Source organism: Streptomyces roseolilacinus (genome assembly GCF_014649335.1).
In the GTDB taxonomy this organism is placed as follows: Bacteria; Actinomycetota; Actinomycetes; order Streptomycetales; family Streptomycetaceae; genus Streptomyces; species Streptomyces roseolilacinus.
On record NZ_BMSV01000002.1, the window covers coordinates 682074 to 700014 of the forward strand.

15 protein-coding genes, 1 pseudogene and 1 riboswitch are annotated in these 17941 nt (G+C 74.1%); of the genes and pseudogenes, 11 read left to right on the forward strand and 5 right to left on the reverse strand.

Annotated elements, in window-relative coordinates; translation table 11 throughout:
- Positions 1-175 precede the first annotated feature (175 nt).
- Entirely contained in the window at positions 176-850 is a 675-nt protein-coding gene (locus IE106_RS07190) for a DJ-1/PfpI family protein (protein WP_189531002.1), read from the reverse strand.
- Positions 851-921: 71 nt separating this feature from the next.
- Between IE106_RS07190 and IE106_RS07195 the strand changes: the two genes are divergently transcribed.
- Positions 922-1875 carry a helix-turn-helix domain-containing protein gene (locus IE106_RS07195; RefSeq protein ID WP_189531004.1) on the forward strand — a complete coding sequence of 318 codons (954 nt, stop codon included), beginning with the start codon at positions 922-924 and terminating at the stop codon, positions 1873-1875.
- 110 nt (positions 1876-1985) lie between these two features.
- On the opposite strand, the gene IE106_RS07200 is transcribed toward IE106_RS07195, so the two are convergent.
- Entirely contained in the window at positions 1986-3368 is a 1383-nt protein-coding gene (locus IE106_RS07200) for an SMI1/KNR4 family protein (protein ID WP_189531007.1), read from the reverse strand.
- A 265-nt stretch (positions 3369-3633) separates the two neighbouring features.
- Positions 3634-3835: riboswitch (cobalamin riboswitch) on the forward strand.
- A 39-nt stretch (positions 3836-3874) separates the two neighbouring features.
- Between IE106_RS07200 and IE106_RS07205 the strand changes: the two genes are divergently transcribed.
- The 7 genes and pseudogenes from IE106_RS07205 to IE106_RS07235 all read left to right on the forward strand — a co-directional run bounded on the left by IE106_RS07205 (position 3875) and on the right by IE106_RS07235 (position 10181).
- A complete protein-coding gene (locus IE106_RS07205) occupies positions 3875-4900 on the forward strand; it encodes an ABC transporter substrate-binding protein (RefSeq protein ID WP_189531009.1) in 1026 nt (341 codons plus the stop codon).
- Positions 4897-5910 (forward strand): FecCD family ABC transporter permease, encoded by a 1014-nt coding sequence (locus tag IE106_RS07210; RefSeq protein ID WP_189531012.1) that lies wholly within the window; start codon positions 4897-4899, stop codon positions 5908-5910. Before IE106_RS07205 ends, IE106_RS07210 begins: the two co-directional genes overlap by 4 nt.
- The gene (locus IE106_RS07215; RefSeq protein WP_189531014.1) at positions 5907-6701 is read left to right on the forward strand and encodes an ABC transporter ATP-binding protein; all 795 of its coding nucleotides are present in this window, start codon (positions 5907-5909) and stop codon (positions 6699-6701) included. Before IE106_RS07210 ends, IE106_RS07215 begins: the two co-directional genes overlap by 4 nt.
- A gap of 107 nt (positions 6702-6808) precedes the next feature.
- Positions 6809-6934: pseudogene (locus IE106_RS07220) on the forward strand (proprotein convertase P-domain-containing protein); the annotation flags it as partial.
- A gap of 478 nt (positions 6935-7412) precedes the next feature.
- Positions 7413-8642, forward strand: coding sequence for a threonine--tRNA ligase (gene thrS, locus IE106_RS07225; RefSeq protein WP_189531208.1), 1230 nt, complete (start codon positions 7413-7415; stop codon positions 8640-8642).
- A 607-nt stretch (positions 8643-9249) separates the two neighbouring features.
- Positions 9250-9459 carry a hypothetical protein gene (locus tag IE106_RS07230; protein WP_189531015.1) on the forward strand — a complete coding sequence of 70 codons (210 nt, stop codon included), beginning with the start codon at positions 9250-9252 and terminating at the stop codon, positions 9457-9459.
- A 95-nt stretch (positions 9460-9554) separates the two neighbouring features.
- The gene (locus IE106_RS07235; RefSeq protein WP_229840158.1) at positions 9555-10181 is read left to right on the forward strand and encodes a restriction endonuclease; all 627 of its coding nucleotides are present in this window, start codon (positions 9555-9557) and stop codon (positions 10179-10181) included.
- Positions 10182-10400: 219 nt separating this feature from the next.
- Here IE106_RS07235 and IE106_RS07240 read toward each other — a convergent pair whose 3' ends face one another.
- Together IE106_RS07240 and IE106_RS07245 are read right to left on the reverse strand one after the other, a co-directional pair.
- Complete coding sequence (locus IE106_RS07240; protein ID WP_189531020.1) at positions 10401-11015, reverse strand: hypothetical protein; 615 nt, start codon at positions 11013-11015, stop codon at positions 10401-10403.
- A gap of 438 nt (positions 11016-11453) precedes the next feature.
- Positions 11454-13316 (reverse strand): ABC transporter ATP-binding protein, encoded by a 1863-nt coding sequence (locus IE106_RS07245; RefSeq protein WP_189531022.1) that lies wholly within the window; start codon positions 13314-13316, stop codon positions 11454-11456.
- An 866-nt stretch (positions 13317-14182) separates the two neighbouring features.
- Here IE106_RS07245 and IE106_RS07250 point away from each other — a divergent pair.
- From IE106_RS07250 to IE106_RS07260, 3 genes are all read left to right on the forward strand, one after another.
- Positions 14183-15373, forward strand: coding sequence for a protein-L-isoaspartate O-methyltransferase family protein (locus tag IE106_RS07250; protein WP_229840118.1), 1191 nt, complete (start codon positions 14183-14185; stop codon positions 15371-15373).
- Positions 15374-15751: 378 nt separating this feature from the next.
- Positions 15752-15982 (forward strand): hypothetical protein, encoded by a 231-nt coding sequence (locus tag IE106_RS07255; protein WP_189531026.1) that lies wholly within the window; start codon positions 15752-15754, stop codon positions 15980-15982.
- A gap of 5 nt (positions 15983-15987) precedes the next feature.
- The gene (locus IE106_RS07260) at positions 15988-17016 is read left to right on the forward strand and encodes a serine hydrolase domain-containing protein (protein WP_189531028.1); all 1029 of its coding nucleotides are present in this window, start codon (positions 15988-15990) and stop codon (positions 17014-17016) included.
- Positions 17017-17253: 237 nt separating this feature from the next.
- Here IE106_RS07260 and IE106_RS07265 read toward each other — a convergent pair whose 3' ends face one another.
- Entirely contained in the window at positions 17254-17883 is a 630-nt protein-coding gene (locus IE106_RS07265) for a TetR/AcrR family transcriptional regulator C-terminal domain-containing protein (RefSeq protein ID WP_189531029.1), read from the reverse strand.
- Positions 17884-17941: the final 58 nt, after the last annotated feature.

The window sequence follows — 17941 nt, forward strand, 5'->3', positions numbered from 1 at the left end:
CCCCCCCCCCCCCCCCCCCCGCGCCCGGGTGGGCCGGAGAGGAGACCGCGGCGTCCGGCTCCTCGCCGGCCGATCCGGTCACCGCCTGAGAGGAGGGCGGCGGCCCGCTCCGGCGGCACCGGGGCGCGCACCGGGACGAACGGCTCCCGCCGCCGGTGGCCGTCGACGCACCCGGTCAGCCGTTCGAGGGAGTGCTCGAGCGTGGCGGGGTCCCGCCCGACGGAACGGTTCGGGCGATGGGCCCGGCCGCCCACGTGTACTCCATCTGGGTGGCGGTGCGGCGGGCGAGCCGTTCGCCGGCGAGCCGGCTCACGATGTGCAGGCTGGCGTCGATGCCGGCGCTGATCCCCGCCGAGGTGACGATGTCGCCGTCGTCGACCCACCGGACGTCGGTGCGCACCCGGACGGCCGGCCAGCGGCGGGCCAGTTCTTCCTGGTCCTCCCAGTGGGTGGTGGCCGGGCGGCCGTCCAGGGCCCCGGTGGAGGCCAGCAGGAAGGCCCCGGTGCAGATGGTGAACGTCAGCACGGAGGTCTGTCGGCGCCGGGCCAGCCAGTCGATGACGTTCGCGTCCGCCTCGACCGCCGCGGTGACGCCGCCGGGGATCACCAGCACGTCGAAGGGCGGATCCTCGTCGAGGGTGTGGTCCGCCACGACCCGCAGCCCTCCGCGGCAGCGGACCGGGCGATCGGCTGCCGCGACCGTCAGCACTCTCAGCAGGGGGCCGTCCTCGGTGCGGGCCAGGCGGCCGGCGGTGCTGAAGACCTCGAAGGGGCCTCCCATGTCGAGGACCTCGACCTCGTCGAAGACGAGCATCCCGAACGTCAGCGGAGCGGTGGTATCCACGTGCATAGGGCAAGGGTCAGGCCGCGTGGGCATCGTCCGGAAGTGTCGGAAACGACGTGCACCGCTAGGATTCCGTCATGGGTCCTCATCGGATCGCCTGCCTCGCCTTCGACGGGATGCCCCCCTTCGAGCTCGCCACGGTCGCCGAGGCGTTCGCGGTTCCCCGGCCGGAGCTGGACGTGGAATGGTGGTACCGGTTCGAGCTGTGCGCCGAGGTGCCCGGACCCCACCGGATCGTGGGCGGCTTCGACATCGTGGTCCACCACGGCCTGGACCGGCTCCGGTACGCCGACACCGTCGTCGTCCCGGCGGTCGCGGACGTGCGCCGCCCCGTCTCCCCGGCGGTCGTGCACGCGCTGCGTGAGGCGCACGGGCGAGGAGCGCGAGTGGTGTCCATATGCAGTGGTGCGTTCGCCCTGGCCGCCGCCGGCCTGCTGGACGGCAAGGAGGCGACCACGCACTGGCGGCACGCCCGCCTGCTGCGGGAACGCCACCCGCAGGTGAAGGTCAACGCGTCGGTGCTCTACGTCGACGACGGATCCGTCGTCACCGGCGCCGGCACCGCCGCCGGCATCGACGTCTGCCTGCACCTCATCCGCAGCGACCACGGCGCCGACGTCGCCACCCGCGTGGCCCGCCGCATGGTCGTGGCCTCACACCGCGAAGGCGGCCAGGCCCAGTTCGCGGAGCACCCGGTGGACGAGGCCCCGTCCGACGACCCGATCAGCAGCGCCATGCGGTACGCGCTGGACAACCTGCACCGGCGGCTCACCGTCGACGAACTGGCCGGTGTCGCCCACCTGTCGGTACGGCAGTTCGAGCGCCGCTTCGTCGACGCGGTCGGATCGCCGCCGGGACGCTGGCTCATCCGTCAACGGGTACGCGCCGGCGCCGGGCTGCTGGAGGCGGGGGACCAGCCGATCGACAAGGTGGCCGACCGCGTGGGCCTGACCGGCGCGGGCTTCCGCCACCACTTCCGGGACGTCATCGGCGTCAGCCCCTCGGCCTACCGGCGCCAGTTCCGGCACTGACACCGGCACCCCCCGTCCTCCAAAGCGGCCCCGTCGGCCCCGTCGGCGTGCTCGGCGGGCGGGTGTGCGCGAGGCGCGTCCTGTGACAGGGGGCCGAGAAGGCCGCCCGGTCAGGCGGACGGCGCCGGCCACAGGTCCCCGTCGACGACGGTGCGGACGATCGGCGGACGGCCCCACAGGGCCAGGATCTCGTTGGAGAGGTCGACGAGCCGCTCGTGGTCGCGCAGGCCGTGCGTGGTGATGCCGACCGCCGCCAGGCCGCGGGGGACGGCCTTCGCGTCCAACAGGGCCCGCCATTCCGCCGGTCCGACTTCGAGGTACTCCAGTCCGGTGAGCCGGCCGATCTGCCGCGGGTCGGCGAGGGTGCCCGGATAGGCGGTGAGGGTGCGCAGACGCGGCAGTCCGACCACGGGGGTGAGGTCGACCGGCGGGTCGTCCCACACCCCGACGCAGAGCACCTCCAGTCCGGGGTGCGCGGCGGCCTCGACGCTGCGCAGGTGCGCCACGTTGACGTGGGCCACGGCCGGCCCCCCGCCCCGCTCGGAGGACCGGAGCCGCCGCCGGCCCCGCGGTTCGACCCCCCTCACCAGGTCGGTGAGCGAGTCGGCGACCAGTTCGGCGCCGAGGAACGACTCGTGGCTCAGCAGCACGATCTGCCCGGTGTGTCCGGTGGGACCCGGGGTCAGGTCGACCGCCAGCCGGTCGCCCCCGCCGTTGTCGCCGAACACGATCCAGCCGGGCGAGCCGACGAGGTGCTGAACGGCGGCACCCGGCGGAGTGACGGCGGCCTCGCAGGCGGCGAACCTCCAGGGGGCCGGCCGGGACGCGGCGTCGGCGACGTACAGGTCGTCCAGGGGGAGGAGTTCGCAGCCCACGGCGTCGTACGCCGCGTCCCCCGCCCGGACGTCCTGCCCCCAGTCCTCCCGCCGGCCCCGCACGACCCGGTAGAGGGCCCTCAGTTCGTCGGGGAGCCTCAGGCCGAGCCGCTCCTCGGTGGCGGCGATCTCCTCCTCGCCGGCCCCGGCGGCGCCGGGCAGACGTTCACGCAGCCGCCGCTCCAGCGCCGCCGCGTCCCCTGACCGGGCCGGCCGCGCGTCGGGAACCGGGTCGGGCAGGCGCCGCCAGGGCTCGGGGACGGCCCCTTCGACCAGGAGCAGGGCGCCGCCCGCCGGTCCGGACTCCACGGCGGCGGCGGGGCCCGTCACCCGCAGCCGGGTCCTTCCCGAAGGGGCGATCCGGGCGGAGAACGTCACGGACTCGACGCCGGCCACCACGAGGGCGTCGCGCACGCGCTCGACGGCCTCGCGCTCCGCGGCCGAAGCCCGCCCGTGCGGCCGGGCCCCGGGCGACGACCTCCAGCCGTTCCGGCCGACGGCACCGGCCAGGCGCACGGGCTCCTCCCCGCCTTCGCCGGCCCACGCGCGCAGCAGGGGCGCCCACGTCGCGAAGGAGTTCAGGGGCAGCGGGGAGGGGGCGGAGGACGGCTCGCTCATGCGCCGACCCTAATCCGTGCCCTCCGCCCGGACGCCGGCACCCGGCGGCGGAGGACCGGCGGGGCCCGAGCGCGCCGCGGCCGGCCGCCTCCCCGGTCGGGGCGGACGCCCGGACGGCGGTTGCGCGGACTTCCGGGCCGGCCCGATCGCCCCGGGCCGCGGCGGGGCGGGGAAGGCTGAGGCCCGCCCCGACGGCGAGGACGCCTGGTTCCGGCCGACCGGCGTGACGGCGTTCCGGCCGGATCTTGGGGCGCGGACGTGCTTGTGGTAACTTCCGCAAGCCAGTCGCACTCCGTACGTCCCGCACGTACGTGGGTCAGGGAATCCGGTGGGAATCCGGAGCTGACGCGCAGCGGTGAGGGTGACGGGCGAGGCACACGAAGCCACTGGACCGCACCACCGGCCTGGGAAGGCGCCTCGTCCGGACGATCCCGAGTCCGAAGACCTGCTGGCGCATTCGTACGGGCGGGCCCCGCGGATGGGCCCACGACGTTGGGGACCATGCCGTGACCGTCACGCGTTCGACCGCTTCCTTCGCCGTGCTCCTGTGCGGGGCGCTCCTGCTCGCCGGGTGCGGTGCGCCCGCCCCCTCCGCGTCGCCCCCGGAGGCGACGCGGAGCCTCGACAACTGCGGGCGGAAGGTGGAGATCACGGGGGACGGCCCGCGCCGGGCCGTGTCCCTGAACCAGGGCACGACGGAGATCCTGCTGTCCCTGGGGCTCGCCGACCGCATGGTGGGGACGGCCACGTGGACCGACCCGGTCATGAAGGGCCTGGAGAAGGCAAACGCGGGGGTGCCGCGTCTGGCAAAGGACAACCCCTCCTTCGAGAAGGTCCTGGAGGCCGAACCCGACTTCGTCGCCGCCTCGTTCGCCTCCACCCTCGGCAGGGGCGGCGTGGCCTCGCGGGAGCAGTTCGAGAAGCTCGGCGTGCCCACCTACCTCTCCCCGTCCGACTGCGTCGGCAAGGACAACGCCGGCGGCGGCGACGGCGTCCGCACCGAGCCGCTCACGATGGACACCGTCTACGGAGAGATACGGGACCTCGCCCGCATCTTCGGCGTCGAGGAACGCGGCAAGGACCTCACCGCGCGGCTGAAGGCGAGAGTCGCCCAGGCGAAGGCGGGCGTCGACGCGTCGGACGTCACTCTGCTCTACTGGTTCTCCGACGCCCGGTCACCGTACATGGCGGGCTGCTGCGGGGCCCCCGGCGTCATCACGCGTGAGCTGGGCGCGAAGAACGTCTTCGACGACACCACGGAGGAATGGCCCCAGATCAACTGGGAGACGGTCGCGGACCGCAACCCGGACCTCCTCGTGATCGGAGACCTCACCCGCACCGCGCAGACCGCGGAGAGCGCGGCGAAGAAGATCGAGTTCCTGGAGTCGAACGCGGTCACCCGGAACATGGACGCCGTACGCGACAAGCGGTACGTGCTGCTGAGCGGCCAGGCCATGAACCCCACCATCCGTACGGTGGAGGGCCTCGAACAGGTCGCCGCCGCCCTGCGCGCGTTCGGCCCGAGCGCGTGACCACCTCCCTGCTGCGCGGAGCGGCCGGACTCGGCACGCTCCTCCTCTCCGTCGCCCTGGCGATCACCATCGGCCCCGCGGACATCGGCGTGACCGACGTCTGGTCCGTCGTCGCCGGCCACCTCGGCGGCGACGCCCACGGGCTCACCCCGATCCGCGACGGCATCGTGTGGAACCTGCGCCTCCCGCGCACCCTCCTGGCCGCGGTGTGCGGCGCGGGGCTGGCCGTGTGCGGTGCGGTGATGCAGTCGCTGCTGCGCAACCCCCTCGCCGACCCCTTCGTCCTCGGCGTCTCCTCGGGCGCCTCCACCGGCGCCGTCGCCGTGGTGGTCCTCGGGGTCGGCGGCGGCGCGCTGTCCGTGTCCGGCGGTGCCTTCGCCGGCGCGGTGTGCTCGTTCGCCGCCATGCTCCTGCTCAGCCACACCCTGGGCGGCACCACCGACCGGGTCGTGCTCTCCGGCGTCGCCGCGATGCAGCTGTTCTCCGCGCTGACCTCCTTCATCGTGGTCACGTCCGCCGACGCCGAGACCACCCGGGGCGTGCTGTTCTGGCTGCTCGGCTCGCTCGGCGGCGCGGGATGGAACGACGTGTGGATCTGCTCCGCCGTCCTGGTCCTCGCGCTCGCCGTCTGCCTCGGCCACGCCGGGACCCTCGACGCCTTCGCCTTCGGCCAGGACACGGCGTCGACCCTCGGCGTCGACACGACCCGCGCCCGGCTGGTCCTGCTCTGCGCCACCGCGCTGCTCACCGCCGCCCTGGTCGCCGCGGCGGGAGCCATCGGCTTCGTCGGCCTGGTGCTGCCCCACGCCGCCCGCGCCCTCGTCGGTCCCGGCCACCGCAGGCTGCTGCCCGCCGCGGCGCTCGGCGGGGCCGTCTTCCTGGTGTGGATCGACACCGTGGCCCGGACCGTCATCGAACCCCAGGAGGTCCCGGTCGGCGTGATGACCTCGCTGGTGGGCGTACCCGCTTTCGTGCTCGTGCTGTACCGGACCCGCAGGAGCCGTCGATGACCCTCGCCGCCGACCGCGTCTCCCGCGCCGCCGACGGGCGGCTCATCCTCGACGGCGTCGGCATCTGCCCGCCGCCGGGAGCCGTGACGGGGCTGCTGGGCCCCAACGGCTCCGGCAAGTCCACCCTGCTGCGCGTCCTGTGCGGAGTCCTGGCCCCCGCGTCCGGGGTCGTCACCCTGGACGGCAGGCCGCTGGCGGACCTGCGCCGCCGGGACGTCGCCCGGCGCGTCGCCGTCGTCGAACAGCAGGCCGACACCCTCGTCGAACTGACCGTCGCCGACGTCGTACGGCTCGGCCGCACCCCGCACCGGCGCGCCTGGGCACCCCTGTCGGGGGCGGACGAACGGGCCGTCCACGACGCCCTGGAGCGCACCGGCCTCGCCGACCGCGCCGACCGCACCTGGCACACCCTGTCCGGCGGCGAACGCCAGCGCGCCCAGATCGCCCGGGCACTCGCCCAGGAGCCGCGGGAACTCCTGCTGGACGAACCGACCAACCACCTCGACCTCCAGCACCAGCACGACCTGCTGCACCTCGTACGCGAACTGGGCGTCACGAGTGTCGTCGCCCTGCACGACCTCAACCTCGCCGCGATGTACTGCGACCACGTCGTGGTGCTGCGGCAGGGCCGCGTGGTCGTCGCCGGCACCCCCGGGGAGGTGCTGACCGAGGCCCTGATCGCCGACGTCTACGGCGTACGCGCCGCCGTCACCGACCCGGACGCCGACGGCCGCCCCCACATCCGGGTGCTCGGCACCCTGACGCGGGAGCGTGCCGCCCCGGCGCGGTAGGCGAAGGGCGGACGGGGGAGGCGTGTCGGCCCCCGGCCGGGACCGCGGTCCTGCCCTGCGGGGGTGGAGCGGGCCACCGGGCCGACTAGGGAAGGGAACTCCACGACACGTTCACCGTCGACGCGTCGGCCGTGCCGGCCGACGGCACGTGGAAGCTGCGCGTCACCGACAACACCCCCGGCATCTTCACCGTCGACCCCGGTTACCTCGACGGCTGGAGCCTGGCCTTCTGACGTTCCCGTCCACCCGGGCACGACGCCGCCGAGCCCGGTCGTTCCCGAACGACCGGGCACTGCCCCGCCCGCGGCCCGCCCCGACGGCGCCCGTCCGCCGGCGCCCGGACATCGCGCTCGCGCGGAACAAGCAGCCACCGACCAAGGACAGCACCCCCGCCACCCACCGGGAAACGACGCACGGCGAGTCCCGCAGGGTGCGCGCGGCATCTCCCGCCCCAGCGGCCTCCGGCCCGGAAAGCAGGGGAACGAGGCCCTTCCCACCGCCCTCGCACGACAGCCGGAAAACGACCGCCAGGAGACGGGGAGCCCTGTTACGGTGGTCGACATGAAGCGCGCTGCCATCACGACGACGCCGGAGAGTGTCCCGGCGCGCTGACAGACGACCTGATCCGAAGCCCCGGGGCAAGTGCCCCGGGGCTTCGTCATGGGCCCGGTCACCTGCCCCGCCACCAGCGAGGAGACCGCGATGACCACCGTGCACGACCACCGCAGGCTCGGCCGTGGACTGAACCTGTTCGACACCGACCCGCTGATCGGCGCCGGGCTGCCCTATTGGCTGCCCGACGGCGCGGCCGTGCGGCACGCCCTGGAGGAGTACATCCGCTCCGCCGAGCGGCGAGCGGGCTACCAGCACGTGTACTCGCCGGTGCTCGGCAAACGGGAGCTGTACGAGATCTCCGGGCACTGGGCGCACTACAGCGACGACATGTTCCCCCCGATGGACATCAGTGGCGAGCAGGTCGTCCTGCGGCCGAGCCTGTGCCCCCACCACGCGGTCATCTACCGCTCCCGCCCCCACAGCCACCGCGAACTGCCCCTGCGCATGGCCGAACTCGGCGGCATGTACCGCTCCGAACTCTCCGGCGTGCTCGGCGGACTGACCCGCGTCCGGGCCATCCAGCTCAACGACGCGCACATCTTCTGCACCCTGGACCAGGTCGCCGAGGAGGCGCAGGCGGCGCTGGAGATGATCCGCCGGGCGTACGAGGCGCTCGGCATCACCGCGACCCGCTACCGGCTCTCCCTCCCGGGCCCCGGTGGCAAGTACGTCGCCGCGCCCGACAAGTGGCAACGGTCCACCGCCCTGCTGACCGAGGTCCTCGATCGCTCCGGCCTGCCCTACGAGGAGGCCAGGGGAGAGGCCGCGTTCTACGGCCCCAAGATCGACGTCCAGGTCACCGACGGCGCCGGCCGGGAGTCCACCCTCTCCACCGTCCAAGTCGACTTCCACCAACCCGAGCGGTTCGACCTGCGCTACATCGGCGCGGACGGCGCCAGGCACCGCCCGGTCATGGTCCACCGCAGCATCATCGGCAGTGTGGAGCGAGCCGTCGCCCATCTCATCGAACGGCACGGCGGCGCCTTCCCCGCCTGGATCGCCCCCACCCAACTCGTGGTCCTCCCCGTCTCCGACGCCCAATCGCCCCACGCCGAAGCGCTCGCCGAACGGTGCGCCGACCTCGGGCTGCGCGTGGAGACCGCCGGGCCGGAACGCGGCAGTCTGGGCGCCCGCATCCGACAAGCCCGCCTGGTTCCCTACCAGGCCGTCATCGGCGCCGCGGAAGCCGCCGGCGACCTCGTCGCCCTGCGTCTGCGCGACGGTCGACGACTCGACCCGCAACCGGTCAGTGACGCCCTGGCCCACATCCGCGCCCTCATCGACGCCCACAGCACCGAACTGTGGGGCGGCGCGACCCGTTCGTAGCAGACGAAGCCGACCTCGACGCCTCCCGGAGGCGGAAGGAGGAAACCCGCACCCTTCCCGCTGCCACGCGGAGGACCGCCCACCACGCGACCGACCCGGTGAGCGCCTCTTCGACCGGGCACCACCCGCGGCCCGGTCCGGTTCTCCGCGGCCTGCCCGGCGAGGAGCGGACGGCCCGGGGCCGGTGGATCGCGACCCGTGCGGATCCACCCGCCCCGGCACCGCGACGGGCGCGCCGGCGGCGATGCCCCCACCCGACCGCACCCGGGCACCCGGCCCCCACCGTCCTCGCCGAGGCCGGCGCCGCCGTCCCGGCGTCTGCGCCAAGACGGCCACCGGGAGCGGGGACGGCGTGGACGGCGGGGCCACGCCGGACGCGCACCGTACGAGGCCCACCGCCCGAGAGGGGGGTGCGGGCCGCCGCCGAGGAGCGTCGTCCATGCGGTAGGCGAGTCGCCTTCCCGTGCATGAGATTCGGCCAGTACGTCGCTTTGCTGCCATTCGCCGGCAATCCGGCCCGTGCGCCCCCGCGCGCCCCCTACACAAGAACACCGGTTGGGCCTCCTCACCACGAGGGGGCCGGTGGATCGGGTGGGGGGTCCGGCGGTTGCTGACGATCAACGTGGCGGTGCTGCTCGCGGTCATCGTGGTGCTCCGGTTGCGGCGGCGCACCGAGGCCCGTAGCCGACGCGACGAGAAACTGACCGTGGTCATCGTCCTGGCGCTCGGCGTCCTGCTCGCCCCCACCCCGGTGGGCCAGGGGATCCTGAACATCCTGGGGGAGTTCGTGGGCGGCGTCGCGCAGGCGAGCCGGTGAGCCCCCGCGCGCGCAGGGGCCGGGCGGCGGCCGGGCGCCCGCCGGCGCGGCGGCCCCGTACGCCCGGCAGCCGACGCCGGCGCGGGGACGACCGGCTGGTGGGTTTCCTCGTCGCCACGGTCCTGGCCGTCGCCCTGGTGGCGGCCGTTGTCGACTGGCTGCTGACCCACTGGTGGGTCCTGGTCGTCATCGGCGCGCTCGCGCTGCCGGCCGGCAGCGCCTGGCTCCACCACAAGCGGCAGCAAGCACGGTGGGAAGCGGTCCGTGCGCAGGGCTTGCGCTACGCGTTGCCCCAGCTGGACGCCCTGCACCATGCCCGGTTCGAGGAGGCGGTGCGGGACCTGATGCGCCGCGACGGCTGCCGGGACGCGGTCCGCGTCGGGGGCGGCGGGGACCTGGGGGCCGACGTGAAGGCCACCGACCCCTACGGCAGGCGCTGGGTGATCCAGTGCAAACACCGCAGCAAGGGCTCGGCCGGCTCCGCGGTGGGAACCCCGGACCTGCAGGTCCTCAACGGCACCGCCCGCCAGGTCCACGGCGCCGACGTCGCGGTCATCGTGACGAACGGCCGGGTCACCAAGCCGGCCGTGACCTTCGCCCAGCAGCAGCGCCTCCACGTGGTCGACCGCCACACCCTCGGGGTGTGGGCGTCCGGCTCACGCCCTCTGTGGGAACTGCTCCGCGCCGTCCCGCCGCCCCGCAAGCCGACCGCCCTCTCCTGAAGCCGCCCGAGGCCGGTCCACCGGCGACACCGGCCCTGTTCCGTCACTCCGCCTCAGCGTCCTCTCCGCCCCCTCCCGCCCCGGCGGGAGGGACGTCGCCGTCGTCCGGCGGCGCTCCCGGCCTGCCACACCCGCGGCGGCGGGCCCGCGTGGTACGGGGCGCAGGCGGGGGCGACCCATCGGGTCAGCAGCCGCTGTCCTCGCCGACTCCGCCCCGGATCACTGGGGTGCGTCCGGTTCCCGTGGCGTGGTGGGGGCCTCGTCCGGCGGGTACTCCTCGACGATCTCGCGTACGTCGGGGTCCGTGGAGGCGAGCGCGGCGCGGCGCCACTGGTCCATGAGGCGGGTGTCGCCGATGTCGTCGAGGGTCATCACCAGGCCGCGCATCGCGAAGACGTCCGTGACCTCGTCCTCGTCCCGCAGGGTCGCGGCGACCAGCGGGGCGAGGTCGTCGTGCAGATCCGTGGTCCTGCTCAGGGTCCGCACGACCTCGCGGCCGAAGATCCCGGGTTTGCCGATGCTCAGGCAGCACCCGTACAGCTCGGGCAGCAGGGCCCGGACCAGATCCGGGTGGTCCGCTCCCACCTGCCGCAACAGGTTCAGGGCCCTCAGCGAGTGCCGTCCCGTGTCCAGTGCCTCCCTGAGCACCGGTACCGGATCAGTGGCGAGGAGCCGGCTCACCGCAGCCGCGTACCGCTCTTCCGCCTCGCGCAGTTCGCTCCGGGCCTGGTGACGTTCGTGTTCCGCCTCCTCGTGCTCTCTCCAGGCCCGTTGCGCCTCGGATCCTTCATCGTCACCGAACAAACCGTCGAGCAGAGTGTCGAACCAGCTCACGCTTCCCCCTCGCCGTCCACGATGTCGTCCGCCGCCCCCGCTTCGCACAGCACGACCCGGTAAGCAGACCGACACGGCCTCGCGAAGGTTGCCCCGTCCCTCGTCCACCGGCGGGTCACACAGGTGAACGGCGGTTCGCCGGGGTGCCTCCCGGTGCGGCTCGTCGTGGGTGGGACGCTGCCCCCGGAGGGCCCCGGCCGCCGCGCCGACCGGGTGGCGTTGAGCGCGGGGAGCCCGGACCGTCCCGCAGGGCGCGCACGCCCGGATCGCCACCGCCCCGAGCAAGGAACCGGCGAGCGCCCCACCGCCTGCGTCTTCACCGCCCGGGTGACCGTTGCGTACCTCGGGTCCACCTCGGACCCGGCCGCCTCCCGGGCCGTCCCGGTGACCTACCCGCGGCCCGCGTCCGCCCCCGGGAGCGCGGCTCGCGCAGGGGGCTCAGGTGCGTCTCCCGTGCCTCTCGCCGTCCGGTTCGGAGGTGATCTGGTAGGACAGCAGCCTCTGGAACAAGCCGGGCTGCCGGGCGAGCTGGGCGTAGGTGCCTTCCTGGACGATCCTGCCTTCGTCGAGGACCACGATCCGGTCGGCGACGGCGACATTGGTGATGCGGTGGGTCACCAGCAGTACCATCCGGTCCCGGGCCAGGCCCCGCAGCCGCTGGAAGATCCGGTACTCGGCACGGGGATCGAGGTTCGCAGTCGGCTCGTCGAGGACCAGCAGCCCGGCTTGACGGAAGAACGCCCGCGCCAGGGCGATGCGCTGCCACTGCCCGCCGCTGAGCTCCTCCCCGTTGAGCCACTCGCGGGCCAGGAGGGTGTCCAGACCGGCACCGAGCTGGTCGACGACCTCGTCCGCACCGGCCGCCTCGCACGCCTCACGCACCGCCGCGTCGCCCCGCGCGACGGGCTGCCCCTGGGTGACGTTCTCCCGCACGCTCAGCGGCCAGCGCGCGTAGTCCTGTGGCACCAGGGCGACCTGCTGCCACAAGGCCTGCGGGTCGGCGTCGCCGGTGGGGACGCCGTCCCACAGCACCTGCCCGCTGGTGGGCAGGTACAGGCCGCTGACCAGCTTCGACAGCGTGGACTTCCCCGACCCGTTGAAGCCGACCAGGGCGGTGACCTCGCCGCGCCGCAAGGTCAGCGAGACGTCGGACAGCGCGTCGCGGTCCTTGCCCGCATAGCGGTGGGTGACCGATGTGACCTCGATCGTCTTCGGCGGCCCGGGCCGGTGCGGGCCGCGGCGCATGCGAAACCCTCCGGCCTTGTCCAGGAAGCCGCTCCAGTTGTCCATGTACAGGCCCGTGCGCACGGCGCGCGCTCCGACGGCCACCAGCCCGCGGACCGACTGGCCCGTCGTCTGCAGGGCGAAGACGGCCGTCCCGGCGTGCCCGACGGTGATCCGGCCGGTGGCGAGCAGCCACACCACCGCCGCCCACACCACCGCCGAACCCAGCCCCCCGCACAGCGCCCCGGCCAGGGACATACGGGCGCCCTTGTCGGCGGCGACCCGGTCCTCGCGGTTGATCCGGGCGACCGTCTGCCGGTACCGGCCCGACAGGAAGCCGGCCATGGTGCCGGCGCGGATCTGGTCGGCGGCCTCCCTGGTGTAGATGTGCCAGCGCAGCACCGACAGCATCCGCTGGTCACCGTTGCTGCGCAGGTTCGCCAGGTAGCGCACGCGGGCGGCGCTGACCTGGGCCAGGGCCTGGGGCAGGCTGGCCGCCACCAGCAGCGGCAGGAGAACGGGGTGCACACCGGCCAGCACGATCGCCCCGGCGAGGAAACTGGCACTCGAGGCGATCAGGTCCTGGCCTTCGTCGATCAGGTCACCGGTGACCTGCGCCCCGCGGTCGGCGGCCTCGCGGTCCCGGTTGAAGTCGGGTTCGTCGTAGGCGCACAGCTCCACCTCGGCGCAGCCGGCGAGCAGCATCTGCTCGGCCTCGCGCGACATCAGCGGGCTCAGCCGGGAGGACAGCCAGCCGACGGTGATCCCGAGAAGGGCGCGGGCTGCGGAAGCACCGGCCAAAAGGGCCACCGACGGCCAGGCCTCCAGGAGCCGGTGGTAGATGTTTCCGCTGGTGAGGAGCGCGGTCAGGGTGCCGCTGATGGCGATCAGACCCAGGGCCTGCATCACACCGGCGGCAGCCTGGCACAGCAGCAGGCCGATGGTCGCCCGGCGGTCGACCCGCCAGGCCAGGGCCAGCGAGCGGCGCACCAGCCGGGGCAGACGCCGTGCCATGTCGCGCGTCCGGATGGACCGGCCGGCCGCTTCACGGCTGCCGGTCACATCGACGTAGCGCATCTGCGGCTCTGCGGCAGCCGCATCGGGGGCGCCCGGCTGGGCCTCGGGGCGGTCGTCGGGTCGGTTTCGCGGTTCGCCGGGCGGCGCCGCGGTCGGAAGTGCCGCGGGGGCGGTGCGCGGCCCGGGCACCTTGCCGGCTGACGCATCGGTGGGCTCGCTCATGCCGCCCGCCCCGTACTCGGCCGTGCCGAGCGGCGGACGGGGGAGCCGACCCGCTGCGCGGGGAGGGGGACAGGGCCCGCGGCAGGGTGCCGCTGCTCGCATCCGAAAGGCCGGTACACGAGGGCGAGTACAGGGTTCACGGTGTCCTCCATCGGGATGTGCGAGGGGGAGGGGGGTCTCAGAACGCCCCGCGCGGGAGTCAGCCGGCCGACCGGGCCGACGCGGCCCCCTTCGGTGGTCCTTTGACGTGGTCGTGAAGCCCAACGACCCAGCCGAGGTATCGAACGCGTGTGTTTCGGTCGCTCTCGAACCCCCGAAACCAAGCGGGTGGCGGAACGTGAGCGATGCATCGACCCGCTCTCCGCAACAGAGGCGTGAGGAACGAGGGGTGGCCGAAACGCCGATCCTGTTCCGAGGGGACCATCCGGGGGCCCCACGGCTGTGGGCCCGGGTGGGTGAACACGACTCCGGGGTCGCCGCGTTCGTGCCCCCGGGCTCCGGTGCGTGCGCCCTGTGGTCCGGGTGGTGCGGCTTCTACGCTGGAGCATCGGACAGGACGCACCCTGGTGAAGGAGGCCGCACGTGGAAAACGTGGTCGAAGGCAAGCACCGGTCACCGATCGGAGACGACGGGCACCAACCGAACCGGCCCGTACCACCGCCCCCTCCACCCGCGCCCGCACCCGAGCAGAAGTAGGACCGCCCGTGACCACCAGCGACTCCGCGCCGGAGCAGGCCGGGGCATCGCCGGTCGACGAACTCCTCGCCGCGGTGGCCGAGCACCTCGGCCGGCCGCTGCCCCCGCCGTACGAGGAGGCGGTGCGCGCGGTGCCGCGGCACCTGTTCCTGCCCTCCCTCCTGTGGCTGCGCGACGGCTCCGGCGGCTACGCCCCCCGCGACCGTACGACCGACCCCGAGGCGTGGATGCGTGCCGCGTACGCGGACGTCACGCTCGTCACCCGGTTCACCGACGGCCTGCCGTCCTGCGCCGCCTCGATGCCCTCCATGGTCCTGCGGACCCTGCTGCTCGCCGGCCCCGCGCCGCATCGACCGGTCCTGGAGTTGGGCACCGGCACCGGCTTCAGCGCCGGCCTGCTGACCGCCCTGGTCGGCGACGACCACGTCACCACCGTCGAAATCGACCCCGCCCTGGCGGCCCAGGCCGAGGTGAACCTCAAGTCCGCCCGACGCGGCCCGCTCGTCGTCACGGCGGACGCGGCCGGCGGGTGGGTGCCGGGCGCCCCGTACGACAGGGTGGTCGCGACCTTCTCCGTCGATCGTGTGCCGCCCGCCTGGATCGAGCAGACCCGACTCGGTGGGCGGATCGTCACCCCGTGGACCTCGGCCTGGTGCTCGTACGGCACCCTCGCCCTGAGCACCGGGCCCGGCGGCACGGCACGGGGCCGCTTCCACTCGTTCGCCTCGTTCATGCCCATGCGCGCTCCGCAGCTCCAGGGCCCCGGCGGCGCGCACGCGGCCGCCGTGTCGGACGGAGCTGGTGTGACGACGTCGACCGGCCTGTCACCCTGGGCGGTCGCCGGTGGTGACCTCGACGCGGAGTTCCACATCGGGCTCGGCGTCCCGGGCGCCTCGTTCGCCTGGGACACCAGCGGCGAACACGCGCACACCCGCCTCCACATCAGCGACACCACCGGCCTGTCCTGGGCCGGCGTCGACTACGACGGCCGGCGCTCCGACCGCTTCGCCGTCACCCAGGCGGGCCCCCGCGCCCTATGGGACGAGGTGGCGAGCGCGTACGGGCGGTGGGAGGAGCTCGGGCGACCGGGCGTCGACCGCTACCGGCTGAACGCCGATCCGGACGGAACCCAGACCGTGTCGGTTGCCGTCGACGGCCCCCGCGACGTCCTCGTGTGCACGCTGCCATCCGCCGCTTGAGCGGGCCGCGCCCGCACTCCCGACGGCCGGTGGCGCGCGAAGCGGTGGCCGCGGCCTGGCGGTGTTCCCCTCGCGAGGGGAACCACCGCGACCCGTGCGCGCGGCGGAGTACTGCCGTCCGGAGCATCGGCCGTGCTCGGTCCGTCCCGCGGGGTCGCCGTTCCTCACCCGCCCGTACGTGACCGGACCGGGGGAGAGCGATGACGCATCCCCTCCCCGGCACAGGGGCCGCGCGCCGTCTCGCCGGGGAGGCCCTCGTGCCCCACCGTCATGTCCGGCCGGCCGTTCACGGCGGGCGACTTCCGGGGCCCCTCGACGCCTCACCGATGCCGTCAACTCATGTTGACGAAAAGAAAGCGAGTCAACTAAAGTTGACGCATGGTTGAAGTTGACATCTCGTCGATCACCGGGAACACCGATCCCCTCGAAGCACTCCGTGAGACGGCCGCGCTGCGCCGCCGCCTGGAAGGGCAGGAGGAAGTCCTCGTGCACCGGGCGCGGGTGGCGGGGAGGACGTGGACGCAGATCGCCGAGGCGCTGGGGGTCTCCAAGCAGGCCGTGCACAAGAAGTACGGCGGACGGCGCCTGTTCGGCCGGGCGGAGGACTGACGATCATGACCTCGCTCCTCGACGATCCGGTACGGCGAACGGCGGAACGGCTCGGCGCCCGACAGCGTGGCGCCGTCGTTGTGGGCGCCGTCCGGGGCGGCCAGTCCGCACTGCACGGCGCAGACCCCGGCACCCTGTTCGAGATCGGCTCCGTCACCAAGACGTTCACCGCTCTGGCGCTGGCCCGGCTCGCCGCGCGTGGCGCCGTGGGGCTGGACCAACCGCTTCGCGACCTGCTGCCCCGCGACATCACAGCTCCGGAACGCGGCGGTGAGGTGATCAGGCTGGCTCACCTGGCCTGCCACACTTCCGGCCTGCCCCGGTTGCCCAAAGGCATCCTGCCGCGGGGCCTGTTCCGGTCGGACCCCTACGCCGGCTGCACGGGCGAGTTCCTGCTGGACGGATTGCGGCGCACCCGCCTGCGGTCGGTGCCCGGTACCCGTTTCCGCTACTCCAACCTGGGCGCCGGCCTGCTCGGGCTCGCCCTGGCGCGCCACACCGGCACCGACTACGACACGCTCGTCCAGACCGAGATCTGCCGGCCCCTCGGCATGACCGACACCCGCGTGGTCCTTGACCCCGGACGCACCGCGCGCCTGGCCGCCGGCCACTCCCGCACCGGCCGCCCCCGCCCGCCCTGGCACCTGGCCGCCCTCGCCGGCGCCGGTGGCCTGCACTCCACCGTGCCGGACCTGCTCGCGCTGGCCCGCGCCCAGATCGGCCCCGCACCCGAGGAACTCGCCGAGGCCGTCGCCCTCACCCGTACCACCGCCCACCGCATCAACGCCGAAACCGCCGTCCACCCCGGCTGGATCTCGGCCCGCCTGCCCCGCAGCCGGCACCGGATCCTGTTCCACACCGGTGGCACCGGCGGCTACCGCAGCCTGCTGGCCGTGGCTCCCGAACACCGAGCCGCAGTCGTCGTCCTCAACGCCACCACCCGACCCGTGGACCGTCCCGGCCTCGACCTGCTCGCGCAGATCATCGACTCCGCCCCCGGCCCGGACCCCGTCCCGGCCGCCGCCGGCACCTGACCGGAGACGGCCCGCACCGACAGGTCTGACGACCCTGCCGCTGCGCACGCTCGGCACCGCTCCCTCCGAGCCGCCGGGGGCGCCCCGTGACCGGTGACGGGACGGCCGGCCCCCGGGTGCCGCGGACGAGCCGGTTCCCGACGCCTCGTCCCGGCGGCAGGAGGGGAATGCGTCGGCTACAGCGAACCTGCCTACCGCACCAGGGCCGCCGTCGTACGGGAACCGCGCACGCCACCGTCACGGGGCCAGTCGGCCGGATTCCGGTTCGTCGTGGATGGTCAGTGCTCCGGCGAGGTCGAGGTCGGCGACGGTGCCGTGCGCGCCGGCGCGCACGAGCAGCACCGCGCCGAGCGCGGTGCTCCAGAACGTCCTGGCCTCCACGTCGAGTGGGCGACGGGCCTCCCAGCCGCGGGCGTCGATGAGCCGGCTCACGAAGCGCTCGGACTGCCGGAACAGTATCCGCAGGTGCTGGTCGACCACGGGGGCGAGTTCGGGTTTGGAGATCCCGGCCGCGAGTGCCCGCGCGACCGACGGCAGCGAGGGCATGGCCAGTACGGCGCGGGCGATGTTGCGCCGGAACGTCGCCGCGTCGGGGGCTTGGCGGCCAAGGCGTTCGATCCGCCGGGCGTCGTGCAGCAGGCCGAGGAAGGCGGCGTGCACGAGCAGCGAGTCCTTGGACCCGAAGTGGTAGGTGACCTGGTTGGGGAAGGCACCTGCCGCGTTCGCGATCTCCGCGACGCTCACCTCGGCGCCGGGCCGCTCCTTGCAGAGCCGGGCCGTGGCCTCGATGAGTCGGCGCTTCGTCGCGCGGCCGCGGTCGAGCGCCGGGGTCGGCGTGACCCGGGCTTCGGTTCGCTTCTTCTCCACCCCCGGATTGTATGTGATACAACATGGTTCGCCAGCTTGTATCGCATACAAAAAAGGT

Coding starts and splice junctions, on each gene's coding strand:
- IE106_RS07190 (WP_189531002.1), bottom strand. CDS start 850: ATGCACGTGGATACCACCGCTCCGCTGACGTTCGGGATGCTCGTCTTC.
- IE106_RS07195 (WP_189531004.1), top strand. CDS start 922: ATGGGTCCTCATCGGATCGCCTGCCTCGCCTTCGACGGGATGCCCCCC.
- IE106_RS07200 (WP_189531007.1), bottom strand. CDS start 3,368: ATGAGCGAGCCGTCCTCCGCCCCCTCCCCGCTGCCCCTGAACTCCTTC.
- IE106_RS07215 (WP_189531014.1), top strand. CDS start 5,907: ATGACCCTCGCCGCCGACCGCGTCTCCCGCGCCGCCGACGGGCGGCTC.
- IE106_RS07245 (WP_189531022.1), bottom strand. CDS start 13,316: ATGCGCTACGTCGATGTGACCGGCAGCCGTGAAGCGGCCGGCCGGTCC.
- IE106_RS07255 (WP_189531026.1), top strand. CDS start 15,752: ATGGTTGAAGTTGACATCTCGTCGATCACCGGGAACACCGATCCCCTC.
- IE106_RS07260 (WP_189531028.1), top strand. CDS start 15,988: ATGACCTCGCTCCTCGACGATCCGGTACGGCGAACGGCGGAACGGCTC.